General features: G+C 69.2%; 24 protein-coding genes. 1 reads left to right on the top strand and 23 read right to left on the bottom strand.

The window, feature by feature from the left end; genetic code table 11:
* Window positions 1–84 precede the first annotated feature (84 nt).
* Window positions 85–1,617, top strand: a complete 1,533-nt coding sequence (locus ACQPZG_RS20010; RefSeq protein ID WP_433547104.1) for a DEAD/DEAH box helicase — start codon at window positions 85–87, stop codon at window positions 1,615–1,617.
* A 623-nt stretch (window positions 1,618–2,240) separates the two neighbouring features.
* Here ACQPZG_RS20010 and ACQPZG_RS20015 read toward each other — a convergent pair.
* The 23 genes from ACQPZG_RS20015 to ACQPZG_RS20125 all read right to left on the bottom strand — a co-directional run bounded on the left by ACQPZG_RS20015 (window position 2,241) and on the right by ACQPZG_RS20125 (window position 17,204).
* Window positions 2,241–2,624, bottom strand: coding sequence for a hypothetical protein (locus tag ACQPZG_RS20015; RefSeq protein ID WP_433547105.1), 384 nt, complete (start codon window positions 2,622–2,624; stop codon window positions 2,241–2,243).
* Between the two features lie 120 nt (window positions 2,625–2,744).
* Complete coding sequence (locus ACQPZG_RS20020; protein ID WP_433547106.1) at window positions 2,745–3,770, bottom strand: YgjP-like metallopeptidase domain-containing protein; 1,026 nt, start codon at window positions 3,768–3,770, stop codon at window positions 2,745–2,747.
* A 114-nt stretch (window positions 3,771–3,884) separates the two neighbouring features.
* Window positions 3,885–4,388: a hypothetical protein gene (locus ACQPZG_RS20025; protein WP_433547107.1), complete on the bottom strand. Its 504-nt coding sequence runs from the start codon at window positions 4,386–4,388 to the stop codon at window positions 3,885–3,887.
* Complete coding sequence (locus ACQPZG_RS20030) at window positions 4,385–5,047, bottom strand: hypothetical protein (protein ID WP_433547108.1); 663 nt, start codon at window positions 5,045–5,047, stop codon at window positions 4,385–4,387. The genes ACQPZG_RS20025 and ACQPZG_RS20030 overlap by 4 nt, the downstream gene beginning before the upstream one ends.
* An 80-nt stretch (window positions 5,048–5,127) precedes the next feature.
* The gene (locus tag ACQPZG_RS20035; RefSeq protein WP_433547109.1) at window positions 5,128–6,702 is read right to left on the bottom strand and encodes a ParB/RepB/Spo0J family partition protein; all 1,575 of its coding nucleotides are present in this window, start codon (window positions 6,700–6,702) and stop codon (window positions 5,128–5,130) included.
* 68 nt (window positions 6,703–6,770) lie between these two features.
* The gene (locus ACQPZG_RS20040; RefSeq protein WP_433547110.1) at window positions 6,771–7,406 is read right to left on the bottom strand and encodes a hypothetical protein; all 636 of its coding nucleotides are present in this window, start codon (window positions 7,404–7,406) and stop codon (window positions 6,771–6,773) included.
* A gap of 75 nt (window positions 7,407–7,481) precedes the next feature.
* Entirely contained in the window at window positions 7,482–7,877 is a 396-nt protein-coding gene (locus ACQPZG_RS20045; protein WP_433547111.1) for a hypothetical protein, read from the bottom strand.
* A 110-nt stretch (window positions 7,878–7,987) separates the two neighbouring features.
* Window positions 7,988–8,788, bottom strand: a complete 801-nt coding sequence (locus ACQPZG_RS20050) for a phosphoadenosine phosphosulfate reductase (protein WP_433547112.1) — start codon at window positions 8,786–8,788, stop codon at window positions 7,988–7,990.
* Window positions 8,785–9,870 (bottom strand): N-6 DNA methylase, encoded by a 1,086-nt coding sequence (locus ACQPZG_RS20055; RefSeq protein ID WP_433547113.1) that lies wholly within the window; start codon window positions 9,868–9,870, stop codon window positions 8,785–8,787. The genes ACQPZG_RS20050 and ACQPZG_RS20055 overlap by 4 nt, the downstream gene beginning before the upstream one ends.
* A gap of 165 nt (window positions 9,871–10,035) precedes the next feature.
* Window positions 10,036–10,632 carry a hypothetical protein gene (locus ACQPZG_RS20060; protein WP_433547114.1) on the bottom strand — a complete coding sequence of 199 codons (597 nt, stop codon included), beginning with the start codon at window positions 10,630–10,632 and terminating at the stop codon, window positions 10,036–10,038.
* A 17-nt stretch (window positions 10,633–10,649) separates the two neighbouring features.
* Window positions 10,650–11,153, bottom strand: a complete 504-nt coding sequence (locus ACQPZG_RS20065) for a hypothetical protein (RefSeq protein WP_433547115.1) — start codon at window positions 11,151–11,153, stop codon at window positions 10,650–10,652.
* A 112-nt stretch (window positions 11,154–11,265) separates the two neighbouring features.
* Window positions 11,266–12,270, bottom strand: coding sequence for a DUF3560 domain-containing protein (locus ACQPZG_RS20070; protein WP_433547116.1), 1,005 nt, complete (start codon window positions 12,268–12,270; stop codon window positions 11,266–11,268).
* Complete coding sequence (locus ACQPZG_RS20075; protein WP_433547117.1) at window positions 12,267–12,482, bottom strand: hypothetical protein; 216 nt, start codon at window positions 12,480–12,482, stop codon at window positions 12,267–12,269. The genes ACQPZG_RS20070 and ACQPZG_RS20075 overlap by 4 nt, the downstream gene beginning before the upstream one ends.
* Entirely contained in the window at window positions 12,479–12,913 is a 435-nt protein-coding gene (locus ACQPZG_RS20080; RefSeq protein WP_433547118.1) for a hypothetical protein, read from the bottom strand. Before ACQPZG_RS20080 ends, ACQPZG_RS20075 begins: the two co-directional genes overlap by 4 nt.
* Before the next feature lie 2 nt (window positions 12,914–12,915).
* The gene (locus tag ACQPZG_RS20085) at window positions 12,916–13,242 is read right to left on the bottom strand and encodes a hypothetical protein (RefSeq protein WP_433547119.1); all 327 of its coding nucleotides are present in this window, start codon (window positions 13,240–13,242) and stop codon (window positions 12,916–12,918) included.
* Window positions 13,243–13,322: 80 nt separating this feature from the next.
* On the bottom strand, window positions 13,323–13,628 hold the full coding sequence (locus ACQPZG_RS20090; protein WP_433547120.1) for a hypothetical protein: 306 nt from the start codon (window positions 13,626–13,628) through the stop codon (window positions 13,323–13,325).
* Between the two features lie 60 nt (window positions 13,629–13,688).
* Window positions 13,689–13,997 (bottom strand): hypothetical protein, encoded by a 309-nt coding sequence (locus ACQPZG_RS20095; RefSeq protein ID WP_433547121.1) that lies wholly within the window; start codon window positions 13,995–13,997, stop codon window positions 13,689–13,691.
* A gap of 117 nt (window positions 13,998–14,114) precedes the next feature.
* Window positions 14,115–14,270, bottom strand: coding sequence for a hypothetical protein (locus tag ACQPZG_RS20100; protein ID WP_433547122.1), 156 nt, complete (start codon window positions 14,268–14,270; stop codon window positions 14,115–14,117).
* Entirely contained in the window at window positions 14,267–14,695 is a 429-nt protein-coding gene (locus tag ACQPZG_RS20105; RefSeq protein ID WP_433547123.1) for a hypothetical protein, read from the bottom strand. Before ACQPZG_RS20105 ends, ACQPZG_RS20100 begins: the two co-directional genes overlap by 4 nt.
* Window positions 14,688–15,251 carry a hypothetical protein gene (locus ACQPZG_RS20110; RefSeq protein WP_433547124.1) on the bottom strand — a complete coding sequence of 188 codons (564 nt, stop codon included), beginning with the start codon at window positions 15,249–15,251 and terminating at the stop codon, window positions 14,688–14,690. Before ACQPZG_RS20110 ends, ACQPZG_RS20105 begins: the two co-directional genes overlap by 8 nt.
* Window positions 15,248–15,658: a hypothetical protein gene (locus ACQPZG_RS20115; protein WP_433547125.1), complete on the bottom strand. Its 411-nt coding sequence runs from the start codon at window positions 15,656–15,658 to the stop codon at window positions 15,248–15,250. Before ACQPZG_RS20115 ends, ACQPZG_RS20110 begins: the two co-directional genes overlap by 4 nt.
* A gap of 32 nt (window positions 15,659–15,690) precedes the next feature.
* The gene (locus ACQPZG_RS20120; protein WP_433547126.1) at window positions 15,691–16,143 is read right to left on the bottom strand and encodes a hypothetical protein; all 453 of its coding nucleotides are present in this window, start codon (window positions 16,141–16,143) and stop codon (window positions 15,691–15,693) included.
* A 92-nt stretch (window positions 16,144–16,235) separates the two neighbouring features.
* Window positions 16,236–17,204, bottom strand: coding sequence for a hypothetical protein (locus ACQPZG_RS20125; protein WP_433547127.1), 969 nt, complete (start codon window positions 17,202–17,204; stop codon window positions 16,236–16,238).
* Between the last annotated feature and the right edge of the window lie 31 nt (window positions 17,205–17,235).

The raw sequence follows: 17,235 nt of genomic DNA on the forward strand, positions 1-17,235 counted from the left end.
TTCATTTCGGCTCGTTCTTGAAATGCGGCCCGCCCGGCGGGATCGGCTTTTCCTCGATGCGTGCCGTATCGAGGAGGATTCTCCGTGAGTACGAACTACGCCCGCTTCGGCGGCAACCGCGACACCAGTGCAGGGAAGAAGAGCGGCGGCGGGAGCGGCACGCGTGCTGCGGGGGCCGGCGGCCGTGGCGGCAACCGCACCGGTGGAAGCAGCGGTGGCGGCGGCCGGTCGCGCCGCCCGGCGCCGCTGAAGGGCGAGTTCGCCCCGCCGGTGTCCGTCACCCCCGCACTGCCCCCGGTCGCGGGCTTCGCCGAACTGGACATGCCGGACAGCGTGCAGCGGGCCCTGGTCGCCGAAGGCGTCACCGAGCCCTTCCCGATCCAGGCCGCGACCCTCCCCAACGCCCTGGCCGGACGCGACGTCCTCGGCCGCGGCCGTACCGGCTCCGGCAAGACCCTCGCCTTCGGCCTCGCGCTGCTCACCCGTACGGCCGCGTACGGCAGGCGCGCCCAGCCGAAGCTGCCGCTCGCGCTCGTCCTCGTACCGACGCGAGAGCTGGCGCAGCAGGTGACGGACGCGCTCACGCCGTACGCGAAGACCCTGAACCTCAGCATCGCCACCGTCGTCGGCGGCATGTCGATCGGCCGGCAGTCCTCCGCGCTCCGCCGCGGGTCGGACGTGGTCGTCGCCACCCCCGGCCGGCTCAAGGACCTCATCGAGCGCCGCGACTGCCGCCTGGACCAGGTGCGCATCACCGTCCTCGACGAAGCGGACCAGATGGGCGACATGGGCTTCATGCCGGACGTCACCGAACTGCTCCAGCAGGTCAGGGAGGACGGCCAGACGATGCTCTTCTCCGCCACCCTCGACCGCAATGTCGACAAACTGGTGCGTACGTTCCTCACCGACCCGGTCGTCCACTCCGTGGACCCGTCGGCGGGCGCGGTCACCACGATGGAGCACCACGTCCTCGAAGTGCACGGCGCGGACAAGCACGCCACCACCATCGAGATCGCGGCCCGCGACGGCCGCGTCCTGATGTTCCTGGACACCAAGCACGCCGTGGACCGCCTCACCAAGGACCTCCAGGACGCCGGCGTACGCGCGGCGGCCCTGCACGGCGGCAAGTCGCAGCCCCTGCGCACCCGTACCCTCGACCGCTTCAAGACCGGCGAGGTCAACGTCCTCGTCGCCACGAACGTCGCCGCCCGCGGCATTCACGTCGACAACCTCGACCTCGTCGTCAACGTCGACCCCCCGACCGACCCCAAGGACTACCTGCACCGCGGCGGACGCACCGCCCGCGCGGGCGAGTCCGGACGCGTCGTCACCCTGGTCACCCCCGGACAGCGCCGCGACCTGCACCGGCTGATGCGCGAAGCCGGCATCCACCCCCAGACCGCCGCCGTCCGCTCCGGCGACGCGGAACTGAGCCGGATCACCGGCGCGCAGGCCCCGTCGGGCGTACCGGTCCGCGCCCCGAGGTCCCCCGCCCCGGAGGAGACGCGCACCCGCGCGCCGCGTGCCCGCCGCTCCCCGGCCCCTTCGCGCGGACGCCGCGAGTCGGCGGAGATGGCCGCGGCCCGCAAGGCGGCGGCGGTGCGCAGGGCTTCCTAACCACGACGCCGGGGGCCGGTCCCGCAGCCGCGTACGGCCGGTCTCCGCCCAGTGGCACACGAGTGGCACGGCCGCGATCACGCCGAAGGGCCAGTACCCGGGGATGACACCCCTGGTACTGGCCCTTCTCGCTGTGCCCCCGGCAGGATTCGAACCTGCGACACCAGCTTTAGGAGAGCGACCCTCAGCCCATACCCCCACTGAACTGCACTTCTGCCCTCCCTGAAGGGCCCTTTTGCCTAGGGAGGCCGACGTCGGCGGCCTCCCGCTACGAGGCCGCCGAGGGCGTGAAATGGCAGGTCAGCGCCCTGATGAGGGCGGTTTCGCAGAGGTTCGAGGCTCCGCTTCAGCCCTGCCCTTTCCTTGCCTTACTGGATCTGTCTGCGCCCTTCCGTCCCCCGCGTGTCCCCCGCGTCCCCCTCTGTCCCCCCGCTGTCCCCCTGAAGGGCGGAGGGGCCGGGCACCCAGGAGCAACGGAACCAGAGACGCAGGTCACGCCCCGTGACGTGATTCGGGGAGTGCCGCAGTCCCTTCGTTCTCGTCAGGGCTAAGCGGTGCCTACGTAGCGCCTACGAAGTCGGACAGTCGGCAGGAGCGCGGTGCTCCTTAGGGGTTCAGGCCGCTTACTCGCTGCCCCGCTTGTGCTCCGCAATGGTGATGACGCGACCGCCCTTGAGTGTCCGTTCGGACTGCCTGACCGTGTGCCTGACGGGGGACTTACGCTTCTCGTCCCCGGCTGGCTCGGCCTCGGTGGGTTCTGTGGAAGCGTCGAGGCTGGTGGGCCATTGGCCCTCGTTGAGGGCCGGGTCTTCGACGCGGTTGGTTTCCTTGGCGAGGGCTTCACGTGCCATGACGGTGAGGACCGCTCCGCCGATGGCGACGAGGACTCCACCGGCGGCGCGGATCTTCGGCTTGTGCTTCTTGTACAGGCTCTTCGCGGCTTCAGTGGCCGTGGCGGGTTTGGAGCCGGCGGGGATGCTCTCGCCGTCCTCTGGGGAGTCAGTCACGGGTACAGATTTACCGGGCGGCTCTAGCCGCTGTCAGGCGGTCTATTGAAGTCGTCTGGGCTGAGATGGTGGAGAGGGCCCCCGGGGGCCGGGCTCTGGGCTGGGCTGCTCTGTTCCGATTTAGGTGGGGAGCACCATGCGCTGTGTGGCGATGTCCCAGGTGCACACGGTGTAGAGGCGGTTGAAGTCGTGGTCGGCGCCGGGGTCGTCGGCGCTGCACTGTTCGTATCCGTTGGGACCTATGTGCCAGTAGAAGCCGTATTCCTCGCATTCCTCCTGACCGGGGTACTTGCCGGTCCAGATGGTGTTGCAGTCCGGGTGGCAGCCGTACCGCTGTCGTCCTGTGAAGGCGCAGCGGGCCATGTCGCAGTGGTCGGCGTGGAAGGTGTGGGGCGGTGCCAGGCAGTCGGGGCAGTGGTCGTCGGGGAGGGTGGGGGTTGCCGGTGTGGCGGTGGTGAGGTTGCCGGTCCACAGGGTGTGGAGGGTGCGGTCGAGTTTGCGGGTGTCGGCGATGGTGTGCAGGCCGAGGGTGCGGTGGAGGAGTTCGCGGAGGAGGAGGGTGGGGAGCTGGGCGGTTGCCCAGTGGAGGGTGATGCCGCGGGTGGGGTGGTGGGTGGTCCAGTTGGCGCGGAGGCGGGTTGAGGTAGTGAGGGGCATGTCGGGGTTGTTTGTGAATCGGGTGATGTGTGCGCCGTGCCTTTTGAGCCATTCTTGGCCTTGCCGGGCGTAGAACTGTGTCAGGGTTCGGCGTGCTTTGTCGGGGTTGATGGCGTGGCTGCGGTGGAGGTGGATTTCGTTGCGTCCGGGGGTGAAGTGGAATCGGTCGACGGGCTTGCTGTCGGAGTTATCGGGGACGATGCGGAGCTTGTAGGGGCGGCCGAAGAGGTGGAAGATCTCGCCGTTGGCGAGGTGGAGGGTGGGGTGGTCGGGGATGTTCTCGGCGATGTAGGCGAGGCGCCGGTAGATCCAGGTGCGGCGGCGTTCTACGAGTTCGAGGGCTGCCGTGTCGGTGGTGCCGTGGGGGGCTCGTACGACGATGTCGGCTTTGGTGGTGACGTAGAGGTCGAGGGTGGTGCGGTCGGTGGTGCGGATGGTGACGGGGTTGCCGCTGCGGGCGGTGATGGTGCGTTCTTGGGGCTGGTTCATGAGGCGTCTTTCCGTTGGGCGGGGTGAGGTGGGAGGGGGCGGCACCCCCTCCCAGTCGTGCGATTTCTACTATGAGTAAGCGGGGGATAGCCCCCTCCGACGTTTTTTCCGGCGTCAGTCGTGGAGGCCGCGCGCCATGGCGGATTGCACGGCCTCCACTTCAGCGGCCAGGCCCGCCTTCGCCTCCTCCAGCCTGGCCCTGGCCGCCTTCAACGACTTCGTGGTCCGGGCGACCCGCTTGGCCTGTGCGGCTCTCAGCGCCTGCAACCGCTCTACCTGCTGCTGATGGTGCTCGACCTGAGCCGCTCGGATCTTTGCTCGCGGCCTCGCAGGCGTCTGCTTCTGCCCCGCCCGCGTCCCATACTGGCGAGGTGTGCCGATCTGCTTGGCGGCGAAGGCAAGGAACTCCGCGAGCGGAACGAACTTCACCGGCTTCGGGTGGGTGCCGGTCAGCAGTGCCACCTGGGGGAAGTCCTCGTGCCGCGCTGCCCAGTTGGAGACCGCGGAGCGGGTGACGCCGACGAGCTTGGCGGCACCGCTGAGGTGGATCAGCTCGGCCTCGCGTCCGATGAACTCCGGGCGTATCCACGTTCCCGTGCCGTGGCTGCCGGTCGTCACTTGGCACCTGCCTGGGTGTGGCTGTCCACGAGGCCGAGGAGGAAGGCGAGATCGTCGGCGGCTTCGGTGAACAGTCCGGCCGCGGCGACGGCGCGTGCCTTGGCTCCGGCGGGGTCATTGCAGTCGTCGGGGTCGTGGTTGCAGGTGACTTCGGCGATGACGCTGCCCGGCGCGTCGACGATGGACAGGATCGTCCGTACGGCGTCCGGGTGGTTGCCGTCCACCTCGGTGCCGGCCGCGTTCCAGGAAGCCCGGTCGGTGAACAGGGTGGGGAGGGCCGCTGCGTTCAGGCGGGCGCGGATGCTGTCGAGGCGGGCGCGGGTTTCGTCGTGTTCGCCTCCCCACCGGGTGTGCTGCTCCGGGGTGGCGTACCAGTGGTAGCCGCTGCGGTGGTGCAGGGAGTCGGTGGTGAACTGTGCTCCCAGGAGGGAGCGCCACGTGCTGGCGGTCTGGAGGGTGAGGGTTCCTTCGGCGCGCATGGTGTCGATGAGGCGGGTCGTGGCGGATACGTCGCTGGTGTTGATGTCGCGGATGTGGCGGTGGGTCTGCTCGTCGTAGCCGGTGGTCCACAGGGCGCGAAGAGCGAGGTCGTACCGCTGCATGGGGTGGTCGTGTGCGATGAGGACACGAAGGATGTCGGTCCGGGTGGGCTGGTGCATGGCGCTGTTCTCCGTGGGTGGGTGGTGGGAGGGGCGGCCCGACGTCGTGTGCGGGGCCGCCCCGTCGGCTGAGATAAGGCTCAGGCGGCGTCGGCGTCGGCCGACTTCTTCGCGGCGTGCTCGGCTTCTTCCTTGTGGGCGCGCTCGTCCTTCTTCCGGCGCTTGGCGAGGATTTCGGCCTCGATCTCGCTGAGCGCGTAGCCGTGCGTCTTCAGGAGTTCGAGCCAGACGGCGGTCTGGTGGTCGGGGGTGTCCCAGTGCCGGTCGCTCATGTGCTCGTGCTCGAACATCGCTGCGACCTGGGCGAAGAGGAGACGCCAACGCCGCGTCTTGCCGGTGCGGTTGATGAGGTCTTGGAACGGCTTGGGTACCCGGTTCCACTGGTTGCGGTCGTGGTTGGGGTCTTCGACCTTGAGGAAGCGGGCCATCAGGTCGGTGCGGTGGCGGGTGAGGTAGCGGGAGTACTCGTGTGAGGTGCTGGTGATGACGGAGAGGATCAGCGCCCACATGTCGTCGGGGGCCTCTCCGGGCTTGTCGCACAGGGAGGTGATGAACGCCTGGCGGACCTCCCGGGCCGCGCGCCACGCCTTGTTGTAGCGGATGACCTTGCGGCGTGCCTCCTTCGCAGCTTCCTTGGCCTTGGCGTCTTCGGTGCCGTCGGTGCCGGGAAGTTCGTGCTGGTGCTTCTTGAAGTCAGCGCACAGCCAAGTCACTTCCGTGTCGCGGGGGTGCAGTGCGGCGGCGTGTCCGGGGCATCGGGCGTGGATGTCGGGGGTGAGGGGTGTGCCGAGCTGGGAGAGAAGGTCTTCGAGGGGGCGGGCGGGGGTTTCGCGCCAGCTCCATTTCCACTCCAGGAGGGTGATGCCGGAGGCGGTGAGTTCGGCGAGGAGCTGCACCCGCCGGGCCTGCTCGGCTTTCCGTTCGCGGAGATCTGCCATGGTGTGCGCCCAGGTGCCGCCGCTGGAGCCGTCGGCCAGGTCGCGGCGCTTGGCGTTCGACAGCTTGCGGTGGGCGTCGGCGATGTTCTCGACTTCCTGGAAGTCGGCCAGCTCCAGGAGGTCGAAGTCGGCGTTGACGCCTTGGGCGAGGCGGGCGTCGTTGAGCTGGGACGCCTTGTCGGCTGCGGCCATTTCGGCGGGGGAGATGCCGATGGTGCGGGCGTGCTTGTCGCGGACGGCCGGCGGGAGGTTCATGAGGGAGAGCTGCCGGGCGGCGTCGATGTAGTCGCGGGCGTGGGCGTCCTTGCGGTGCTTGTTCTCCAGGACAGACAGGGCCAGCGCCTCGTCGTCGACGCCCGCGAGGTCGTCGCGGACGAGGGCAGGCACCAGCCGGTAGGGGCGCCCTTCGGCCTTGGCCTTGTCCGCGGCGAGGATGGCGGCCTTGTTGCGGCGCTGTCCGAAGACGATGCCGAGGCGGCCCTCGTTGTCGCCGGTCTGCGGGCGCAGCAGCAACAGGCTCTGTACGCCGACCTCTTCGACGGAGGCGATCAGGTTCGGGTCGGGTTCGGTGCCGTCGCTCTTTCCGTCCTCGCGGTGGCGGCGGTGGTTGTACGGGTCGACGACCAGGTCGTACGGGTCGACCCAGGTGAAGTGGCCGGTGAAGCCGGGGACCGAGACGGTGGTGTCGAGGACTGGGGCGGTGTCGGTGGTGGTCATGGTGGTTTCCCTGGTGGTGGGGTGCGGGCAGGCCGGGGCCTGCCCGCACCGGTGAACGTGGGCTGGGGTCAGGCGGTGGGCGCGGGGGCCTTCGCCTTGCCCCTGGCCGGGGCCTTTGCCTTCGTGGACGGCTTCGCGGCCGTGGTGCGCGCGGCGGCCTTCTTGCGGGGTGCGGCCGGTGCGGACTTCTTCGGCGCGGCCTTGCGTACGGCGGGCTTCTTCGCCGGGGCCGTCGCGGGGGCGGGCTTGGTGACAGGAGCGGTGACCGGCGCGGACTCGTCGACCGGCGGCGCTGGGGCGGCGGGCTCGGCGGGTGCCGCCGCGGTGTCGGCGGCCACCGGCTGGGGGATGATGCGGGCCCCGCCCTGGGTGAGGGGGAGGCGGTGGCCGTAGAAGGCGGGGAAGAGTTGGATTTCAAGGGTGTGCATGACCGTGTCGAGGGCCGGGGTGGAGCCGTCGAAGTACCCGGAGGCGTGGTAGCGGGGGGCGTCGGGGCTGGTGCTGAAGGTCTGGAAGCCCTGGCCCCGGAACTGGCGGCGGATGCCGATGGTGCGGCCGTCCGTGTGGGCGAAGCGAACGGTCTCCTGGTCATCGACATCGGCGGTGTCGTCCCTGTCCCAGCTGTCGCCGAGGGCCTGGGCGACCTGGTCGGTCAGGACGTAGAAGTCGATGAGGGGCAGGCCGGTGAGGGGGGCGGTGCTCACGGGTGGATCTCCAAGAGGTGTGGTGTGCAAGGTGCGCGTAGGCCAGGGCGGTCGGTGCTCCGCCCTGGGGCGGGGTCAGAGCGGGATGTGGACGAGGACGGGGACGCCGGCGAGGTGGTCCGGGCGCAGGATGTGACGGATGAGGGCGGCGACCTCGGCGGGCAGGGAGGTCAGGTGTCCGTCGGCGGTGATGCCCGCGAAGACGACCGGCCCGTGGACGGGTTCGAAGTCGAAGGTCAGCTCGGTCTGGATGACTGCCGCGTACAGGTTGGGCAGGCGTTGGGCGCGGTGGAGTCCAGCGAAGATGACGATGCTGGCGCGGCCGGGGCAGTCGAGTTCGACGACGGCCTGGGGGGTGTCGAGGAGGGCGCGGGCGAGGGTCTTGGCCTGCTCGGGGCGGGTGTCGCCGAGGGTGTACTCGGTGACCTGGCCGTCGAGGGCGACGCGAAGGGCGGTGGCGGTGTCGGGCACGGGATTCTCCTTGGTGTGGGTGCTGGGTTTCCCCCCAGCTCTTAATCAAATTCTACTATCAAAGGAGGGAGGGTCAACTACGTTCATTCAGGTCAGAGGGAGTGTGCGGGTTACGTCATGCACCATCCGGAATCGCACCCGACGTCGTACGGCAGCGTCTCCTGCGCCGCCTCGACTGCCTGGATCAGTGGGCGGCCGGCACGGGTAAGGAACACCGGGTCTGCTCCCTTGCCGTCCCATGCCCGCATCTCGTTCAACACCGTCTCCAGCGCGCATGCCTTGGAGAACAGGGCGGGCCGGTCGCGGCGCATTTCCCTCCAGCTCCCCAGCGGCTTCAGAGGGCAGAACCAGCACGCCGACTTCGGCGGCATCGGCAGACCGGCATCCGCGATGACCCGCTGGCAGTCCGTCCGACGCATCCCCACATCCAGCAGCGGATAGACGACGTCCTCGTAACGCTCGGTGCGCCGGTTGCTGGCCCGGCTGATCTCGTCCAGGGAGATCCCGACCGCGACCGTCGCCGGATCGGCTGCGCACGCCCCGTGCGCCCGCAGCCACCGCCCCGTCACCTGGATCTTGAAATCCCGGGTGCAGCCACGAGTTCCAGGGGCCCCGTTCGACATACGGATCGGGATCGGCAGCGCCCGCGACCCCTGCCGGGTCATGCGACCCCACAGCGTTTCCGTCTCCCCGCTGCGCAGGGTGCGGTCCAGTAGGTGCAGGGCCAGGCCGTGGGCCTTCGCGTAGGGGACGGCGACCCGGCGCACGTACTCCAGAGTTTCGGGGTCCTCGCTGTCCTCGCCGACGTTGGCGAACAGGAACGTCTTGTAGGGGAGCTCCCCGCGGGCGGCAAGCACCATCAGGGCGGTGCTTTGCACCCCGCCGCCGTAACTCACCACACGCAGGCTCATGCGGCGGTCCCCGCAACCCGCCCCAGGAGCCCCTGCATCTGGCGGACCGCGGCGATCATCTTCGCCTGCCCGAGCGTCCTGTCCCTGTGCTCGAACGCCCCACGCGCCTGCTTCATTGCGTCCTCAACGGCGCGAGGATTGGCCAGGGAGTCGTCGCAGGCCACCGTGACGCGCGGTCCGAGCCCCCACACCATCGCGTTGACCGCTGCGCACGCTGCGGCGATCGGGTCGATGTCGACCATCGCCCAGGTGAAGTCAGCCGGATCGAGGCCCTGGTGGCGGATCTGCTGGGCGGCGGAGCGGAGCATGCCCCCGGTGCCGGCTGCGGGGTCAAGGATGCTCTGCCCGGGAGCGAGCGACTTCCCGTCGTCGCTGATTTCGGCGCTCAGGTCGGCGAGCGCGGCCCAGGCCATGGCGTCAGTGACCTGGGGTGGGGTGTGGAACTCGCCGAGGCCCTGCATGGCGCCGGTCGAGCGCATCATTGTCAGTGTCGGTGACAGGACATCGGCCTGCGAGCGCAGGTAGGGGTCGGCGTGCCCAGTGAGGTCGAACAGCCCCTTGTCCAGTGCGGTCTTGGTGACGGCTCGCACCATGTGCAGCTCGTGACGGGTGTGCTTTTCCTCGTTGGCCCACTCGTGGAGGATGCGGGCGCGTTCCACGAGGTCGGGACGGCGCATCCAGTGTGATGCCCAGATCTGCCGGTACATCTCCAACAGGTCCCGGTCGTTCTGGGCGAGGATCTGTGCCTTCAGGTCCGGGCCCTTCTTGTCCTTTTGCCCGATGAGCGCGAGCGAGGCGACGATGCCGATCGGTATCTCGATGCGGGTTCCGCCGTGGTTCTTGTGCCAGGTGTTCGCGACGGCCTCGCCCACGTTGAAGGCGTACTGGCTCGGGTCGGCGATCTTGCCCATCGGGAGAGTGCGCGGTGGAGCGGTTCGGGCGGGCACAGCCGTGCTGCTGCTCGCGCGGGTCTCGATGGGCGGGGCGGGCACCTCGTGGCGGACCGGCGGCTTGGCGGGCGCTGGTGCGGGAGGCTTCGGGGTGTCGTCGTCCTGGAGGGCGGCGAACAGGTCGAGCTGCATGGGTGATTCCTTGCTGGGTGCTGGGTGCTGGGTGCTGGGTGCTGGGTGTGAGGCCGCCCCCGGCCTTCTGGCCGGGGGCGGAGAGCGAGACGGTTAGGCCCCCCCACCTTGTAATCCAATTCTACTATGAGTAGGGGGACGGTCAACTTCTCACCTTCAGCTCTCTCAACCGTGGTTGATCCAGATCAGCCCGTACGGCGTCTGTCTCAGCTCGCTCATCGCGCCGTGCCGGATGTCGGCGCGCACCGCGTCCCAGTCCACCCGCCCCACGGCATCCCGGTACGGCTCCACATCCCACTCGGCGCCCGTGCCCGCGAGGGTGCCCATCATTGAGGCGAGTGAAATGCTGCACGCCACCAGCTGCTCGCGGTATCGCTCGTGGCGGTCGCGGACTTCCTCGCGCCATGCTTCATCCCGTGCGTGGATGCCACGGCCCGCCCTTACCCATCCCGCCGACACCGAAAGCGCCCCGCAGTCCACCAGTGCCGCCCATGCCGCTGCCCGGTCCGCCGACAAGGTCGCAGGGAGGAGGAAAACCTCCCCGATTGTCAGCCCCCGCCACCGGGCGCCGTCGTCTGCGCGGGCGCGGGCCTGACGGTGCAGGACCTTCGCCGCCCTGCGGGCGTGCGCCTCGGTACGGGCAGCACGGGCCGGTATCGCATACGACCACGAACCCCGGTCCTCCTTCGGGTCCTGGAAGATGATCCGCCACACCCCGAGCCGGGGCAGCCGGTCCCTGGTGTGTGAGCTGTTGTGCGCCATGGAGAAGGTCCTCAGGTTCAGTGGGAGTGAGAAGCGAAAGCGGCAACGGCCTGGGCCCGTAGGGCGATCGCCGGGCACGGGTCCAGGAGCCGTCCCAGCGCCTGGTTCAGTGCGTCCGGAGCGCCGAGCTGCCACGCGCGGTCGACGGCACCGAAGGCCGCCGTGACGTCGTGGACTGTGACGGGGTGGGTGGTGCGGCACGTGCACACTCCTGTGGCGTACGTGGCCAGGGCGGCGAGCGCGCGCGGGTGATCGGCGGCAGCGGCGCAGCCCTGATGCCTCTTGATCGGCTTGTTGCGGCGCAAGTGGGAGTAGAAGCGCAGACCCTGCCAGCCGTCGACCAGGCATGTCACCTCCCACAGGACATCGCTGCCGGGGTATCCGCCGCGCGCGGCCCACCCGAGTTCGTCGATGCGGGCGAAGGCCCGGACGGCGCTGATGATGTTGCGCGGCGTCGGGGCTAGACCTTCGAGGTAGCGGTTCGGCGCGCTGGGGTGCTGGGCAATCGGAGTGTTGTTCATGCCGGTGGTTCTCCTCGGGTGCGGGGAGGGGGGCGAGCACCCCCCTCCCCTTTGTTCAGGTTCTACTATGAAATGGGGGTCGGGTACCTCTCCGGAATCCGCAGACCCCGCCCTACTGGGCTGCGTCAGCCAGGATCTGCGCCATCTCCTCGGCCGACCGCCTGCCCGTCACCTCGTCGTACGGCAGCGTCGCGGTGAGGTTGCGCACCATGTCAGCGGCCGTGACCAGACGCTGGCCGGTGAAGATGTGCGGCACCGACACGGACTTCACGTTCACCCGCATCACTTCGTACCAGCGCCCCCGGCACCGCACGAAGTCACCCTTGGCGAAGTCGGCCTTCGACCACACCTTGAACCCCTCGGCCTCCGCCTTCTTGATGACGTCCTGCCAGTGGGCGATCTCCTCCGTCAGCTCCAGATGCTCACGGGCCAGCTCCGCAACGACGTCCGGGTTCTCGATGTTCACGGTGTCCCCGCCGGCGGACTTGCCCGCCTGCCACTTCTCCACCCGTCGAAGCTGCGCTTCGAGTTTGGCGATCCGGCGCAGTGTGCGCGGCGGGTTCTTGCGGAACTCCTTGTAGCTGGCCGCCGCCTGCTCGCGCCCGGCCCAGTGCGAGGCGCGGTCGCTCTCGGCGAAGCTCTTGCGCATCGTGGTGTCCATACGCTCCCGGTAGCGGCGGTCGCGCCCCTCCGAGTGGTGCCCGACCAGAATGGGCTGTCCGAACGGGATCGCGTCCCCCATGCGGTGGGCGCTGCCGGAGAGCGACGCCGAGCGGGAGGCCGCGTTGCCCGCGTATTCGCCGAAGCGTTCCGCGCGGGCCTCCGCCTTCTCCTCCCGGTCGGCCTCCGCCTCGGCGAAGGTGCGCCGCTGGTCCTCGTCGATGCTGACGGTCACCGTGAAGCCCATGTCCCGCAGACGCTGGGCGAGCTGGTTGATGGTGTAGGTGTCCGCTCGGCTGTCACGGCTGCGCGGCAGGTACCAGCAGCCCAGCATCCCCGACCACTTGAAGCCCAGGCCGCCCTTGCGTCGACTCAGTGCGGCGTCGGTACCGTCACCCTTGCCGGTGCCCTCGACGAGGGTTCCCTCCGCGCGGGTGTGGGTGATCGTGATGCTCATGAAACGGGTCCTTCCGTGAGGGTGAGGCGCTGGCCGGTGTGCCAGCCGCCGAAGATGTCCTGTGCGGTCGTGTGAGGCGTGGACAGCAGGTACCAGGTGCCGGACGGCGTGGAATCGACGCCGCCGATCTCGAACCGGATGGGCGTGCCCGCCGAGTCGGCCAGGGGGCGGCCGTTTTCCTGGCGCAGCCACACGTACTCGCCGCGATTCAACGGGCTCCCTCGGCGGCGCGCTGGCCCCAGGCGGTCAAGGTGATCGCGGTCGCCCACGACACGGTGATGTCGTCGTAGTCGCGTGCCAGCGCGTCGGCCAGGCAGGAGGCATGCGGGGTCGAGGCGAACCCTTCCTCGGTGCCGTAGTTCTCGTACACCCACTGGGCCGCGTAGTTGCACAGCTCGGCGGCGAATCGTTCCTGCGGGTCGCGCATCAGGTGCCAGCCGGCGGTGCGGGCCTGCCAGGCCGAGGACAGCAGGACGTGGGAGCGGGCATCGGGGGTGGAGCGGCGCCACAGGAAGAACAGCTGGCCCGTGTGCTCGATGACGGGAAGGTGTTCGCCGTCCTGGGCGGCGACTGCCCGGCCGATGAGGCGGGTCAGGAGGTGCTGCTCCTGGTGGGCGCTGAAAGTGTAGCTCCGTCGGGTCATGGTCAGTTGTCCTTGCTGCTGTGCGTGGCGGGGGTGCGGTGGCGTCCTGCTTCGACGTGGCGTTGGGCGGCGATGAGCGTGCACGCCTGGCGTCGGCGGCCGAGGTCGAGGAGCGCGCACACCTCGAACAGCAGCACCCAGTGGCACTCGGGCACTTGGTCGGCGAACTCCTCGTAACCGAGGCGGATCTTGTTCCCCCGGCGTCGCCGGTACGCCAGGCGGACCATGTGTTCCATGGCCACGGTGGCCCGGCCTATCTGTGCCGAGTTCAGGTCGAGTTCGGTGATGACGTCGCCGACTGCGAGCAGCGGCAGGCGTTTGTGCGGCATGGGTATGCCTGTCCTTCCGGATTTCCAAGAGGTGTGGGTGCCAGGCCCGTACTGGCCTGCGGTGCGGGTTTTGGCGGGGGTCAGTTGGGGGCGTAGCCGAAGAACAGCCAGCTGCGTGCGTCGCCTTCGGGTGAGTACTCCAGGGCTCCGGCGGGCCCCCACTTGTCCTCGATGCGCGGGTCGAAGCCGTTCAGCAGTTCCTCGGCGCGTCTCAGGGCGGCCTTGTACGTGTAGACCTCGGGTTCGATGAGGACGGCTTCGGTCTTGGTGGCGAGGCGGCCCGGGGCGCGACGCCATCGGCGCTGGACAGCGAGGTCATGGGCGGCGGTGAAGGCGGATTGCATGTCGGGGCCGGTGCCGACGGTGAAGAATTTGGTGGTTCCCACGGTGCTCCTTGGTACGTGGTGGTGCGGGGCGCACCGGCTGTTCGGTGCACCCCACCGGCTTCAGCAGGAGGCGTAGCCGAAGAAGAGCCAGTGGTGCTCGCCCTCGGCAGTGACGAACGGCAGGGCCCCGGCCGGCCCCCACTTGTCGCGGATGCGCGGGTCATCGGCCCTGATCAGGTCCCGGGCGAGCGTGCTGGCGTCCATCTCCGTGCCCACGGTGGAATCGATCAGCACGGCGCGGTCCTTCTCGTAGACGCTGCCCGAGTAGCCGCTGCGGCCGTGCTCGTGAGCGGCTTCTTCGCGGGCGGCTCGGAACGCCTCGTTCATGTCCGTTCCGGCCGCGAAAGCGGTGAAGTCGGTGGCTCCCATGGGGGTGCTCCTTGGTGCAGATTCGTGTGGGCGGGGAGGTGTTTTCCCCCTCCCCCTTCTAGTCCAATTCTACTATGGGAAAAGGGGGTGTCAATCGAGTTCTCGCAGGTCAGGGCCTTAAGTGGGGCGCTGATCCGAGATAGCGGCCAGGGCGATTCCGTCGTCGGCGAGACGTGCGATCACGGCGTCCGCGAGATGCACACACGCCCCCCACGACATCCCCGGCAGCTCGTCGTGCAGCGCCGCGATCAGCACGATCCTCGGGTCCGTCACGACGCCGCCGCCAGCGACTTGCGGCGCTGCTTGCGGGTGCGGATGCTTGCCGCCCCCGCCCGGCGTACGGCGGCGCGCTGCGCAGTCTCCTGGCAGCGGGCACACAGCGGCTCGCCCTGGCGCTCGTGCCCCGCCACTCCGGAACTGGAACCGCACATCCCCGCCCGCGAGGGCAGCTTGACCAGGCCGGGAGCCCCGTCGGCGGTGGCCACCACCCGCCCGTCCACCCACAGGCGTGCCGCGCACACCCCGTCGAACCGGCTCTCCGCCGGGCGAACACGCTCGTGGCACTCGGCGAGGACCGGGCACAGCTCCGCACACCGGCGCATCAGCGGTGCGGCGACCTGCCCCAGTTTCTCGGGCTGGCGCAGCAGGGAGTTGTCGGGGATGTATCCGCTGACGGCAACGCAGGGGGCGTCACTCATCCAGGCAGCGGACTTGGTCGCGGCGATCACAGCAGAACTCCAGAAGTGAGGGGGAGAGTGAGAACAGGGCGGGGTGGACGACGGCGGCGGGCAGGATCGCGTCCAGGGCTGCCGACGCGCTCAGCGCGAGCGTGGCCCGGCGGGCGGACCACTGCCGGTAGAACAGGTCGTGCCACAACTGCGGGGTGCGGTACGGCAGCGGGCAAGACACGTAGGCGTCCTCGTGGGCCTGCCCGGCGGTGACCGCCTGGACCAGCGCCCCGTACCGCACCGGTGTGAGGCGTTCGCCGATGTGCCTGCCGACCTCCGGCCAGGTGAGGTTCCCGTACCGGCGCCCGCTCGCCGCATCGATCGAGTAGTGGAAGCCGTCGGGGCCGGGAGTGAACCGTGCACGGCAGCCGGCATCCGGCTCACCCTCCAGCCGGACTACCGCCGTGGCGGCCGGGTGGAAGGAGGTGACGCGGTGGACGTCCCGGAGGTCGATGAACGCCAGCAGCCGGTCCGGGGTGAAGAAGTCCCGCACCGCCATCTGCCTGTCGTCGTCGGTGAGGTTCACCAGGTCCTCGCCCTCGGTGCGTTCGTGCAGCAGCCGGCATGTGCGCGCACCGCTTCGGTGACCAGTGCCAGGTCGAGCGTGCCGGGCGGCTCGCAGCACACATCCGCGGGCAGCGTGTCCAGGACGAGGCAGCGCCACGGCGGGCGCACCTCGTCCTCCGGGACGTGGGTGACATGCCAGCCCGGCAGCGGGGAACGGCTCCAGGGCAGAGCTCCGTTGGAGGCGACGATGAACGTGGTGCCGTCCTCGGCGAGGGCGCACACGGCCAGACCGCCGCGCGTTTCGATGTACGGGTGGAGGTCTGCGGCGTCGAGCGCGTCGAGCACGTCGCCGTACACGGCGGCACCTTCATGCTCCTCGGGCCCGCACTCGGCACGCAGGGCTGCAACGGCAGCATCAACATCCATAACCAGACTCTCTCTACTGTTGCGGCCTATTTCTAGACGTACGATGCGCGGTCGCTCCGGTTGAAGACGATGGCCTCGAAGTCGTCGTCCGTGTGCGTCCGGTGCCCGGTGTCGACGCCGTAGCGGATGAGGTTGTCGTCGTCGGCCATGGCGGTTATGAGGCGTACGTGCACGTCCAAGAGGAGCTTCACCAGGGCGCTCTCGATGGGCTGGAGGATGAGGGTGAGGGTGCGCGGCCCCCATGGCTGCTGGGCGGTGGCGACGGAGATCAGGGCCCACCGCCCGCCGGCCAGGCGCTGCGTTCGGATGCGGTAGCGGTGAAGGTCGACGATCACGGTCACCCGGTCGGCGATCGAGCGGAGCGTGCATCCGAACCCGCTGGCGAGCGCGTCCGTGAGGTCGGCCTCGATAAGCCTCGCGTACTTGGCGAGGCGCAAGGACTGGGCGTCGCTCTGTTCCTGATCCGTGTGCTGCTGGTCGGTCATTCCGGGCTCCAAGAGGTGGTGGCGGGCCTCTCCCGCGTATTCAAATTCTACTACGCGACCTTGGGGGTGCCAAGCGGACGGCTGCGACAAGATCATATCCATTTGTTGCGGCCTATTCGCCCTTCGTTCTCCCCGCCCCTTCCGCCGCCGCCCATCCCCTTGCGGATACGGCGCATCTCCTCCAGCCGCTTCCGCGCATGATCAGACAGGTCCCCACCCCCCGGACGCTCCCGCACCTGGGCGAGCACCCGCTCATTGGCCTCACGCTCGGCATCCTTGCACCGCTCCCTCTCTGCCTGTTTCTCCGCCTCGCGCTGCACCCGAGGACTCGTCCCGCACGCCCGGCACGACTTCCCAGGCTTCCCCGGGTGCACCTTGCATCCCTCACCCTGCGAACCCTCAACCGCAGCAGCAGCCGCAGCAGTAGACCCACCCCCCTGCACGACGTGCAGACGCACAGGTGCCGCCTCGCTCTCCTGCAAGACCTGAGGCCGGTCCCGCTCTCCCTCCACCGGACCACCAGCAGTAACAGCCCTGGGGGTAGGGGGAGTCTTTATCTCTGGATATTGACTCTGGTTACTACCTATAAAGCCTGACCCACCTGCGACGGGTTCACCTGCGACTGATCCACCGACGCCTGAAAACCCGTCTTCGGTGCCCCGGTCGACTTCCTGACCCTCGGCGTCCTGATCGTCGCGCTCCCACCGGCGCACCATCTGACGCGTGAGGCGACCCGCCTCGAACCGGTCGTACTCCTCCGCCGCCCACTCCTGCGCCGTGTCGTACACCTCCGTCACCCGCCGCAGCGTCCCGTCCGCCAACCGCTCGGTCACCACCCGGTAGTAGCCGAGCAACTTCAGCTCCTGCACCGCCTTACGGATCGCATCCCGCCCCTCCTTGCCCGCCTTCGCGATCGACTCGGTACGCACCGTCCACGTGTCCGGCTTCGCGATCAGGTACGCGAGGATGCCCCGCGCCCGAAACGACAACCGCGCATCCTCCAGGGTCGACGTCGGGAGCACGGTGAATCCGGTGCTGAGGTGGCGGCGCAAAATCGTCACGAGGGGGCCTCCAAGGCCGTACAGGGCGTTC

The sequence above is a fragment of the Streptomyces sp. CA-294286 genome (assembly GCF_050947155.1).
Taxonomy (GTDB): domain Bacteria; phylum Actinomycetota; class Actinomycetes; order Streptomycetales; family Streptomycetaceae; genus Streptomyces.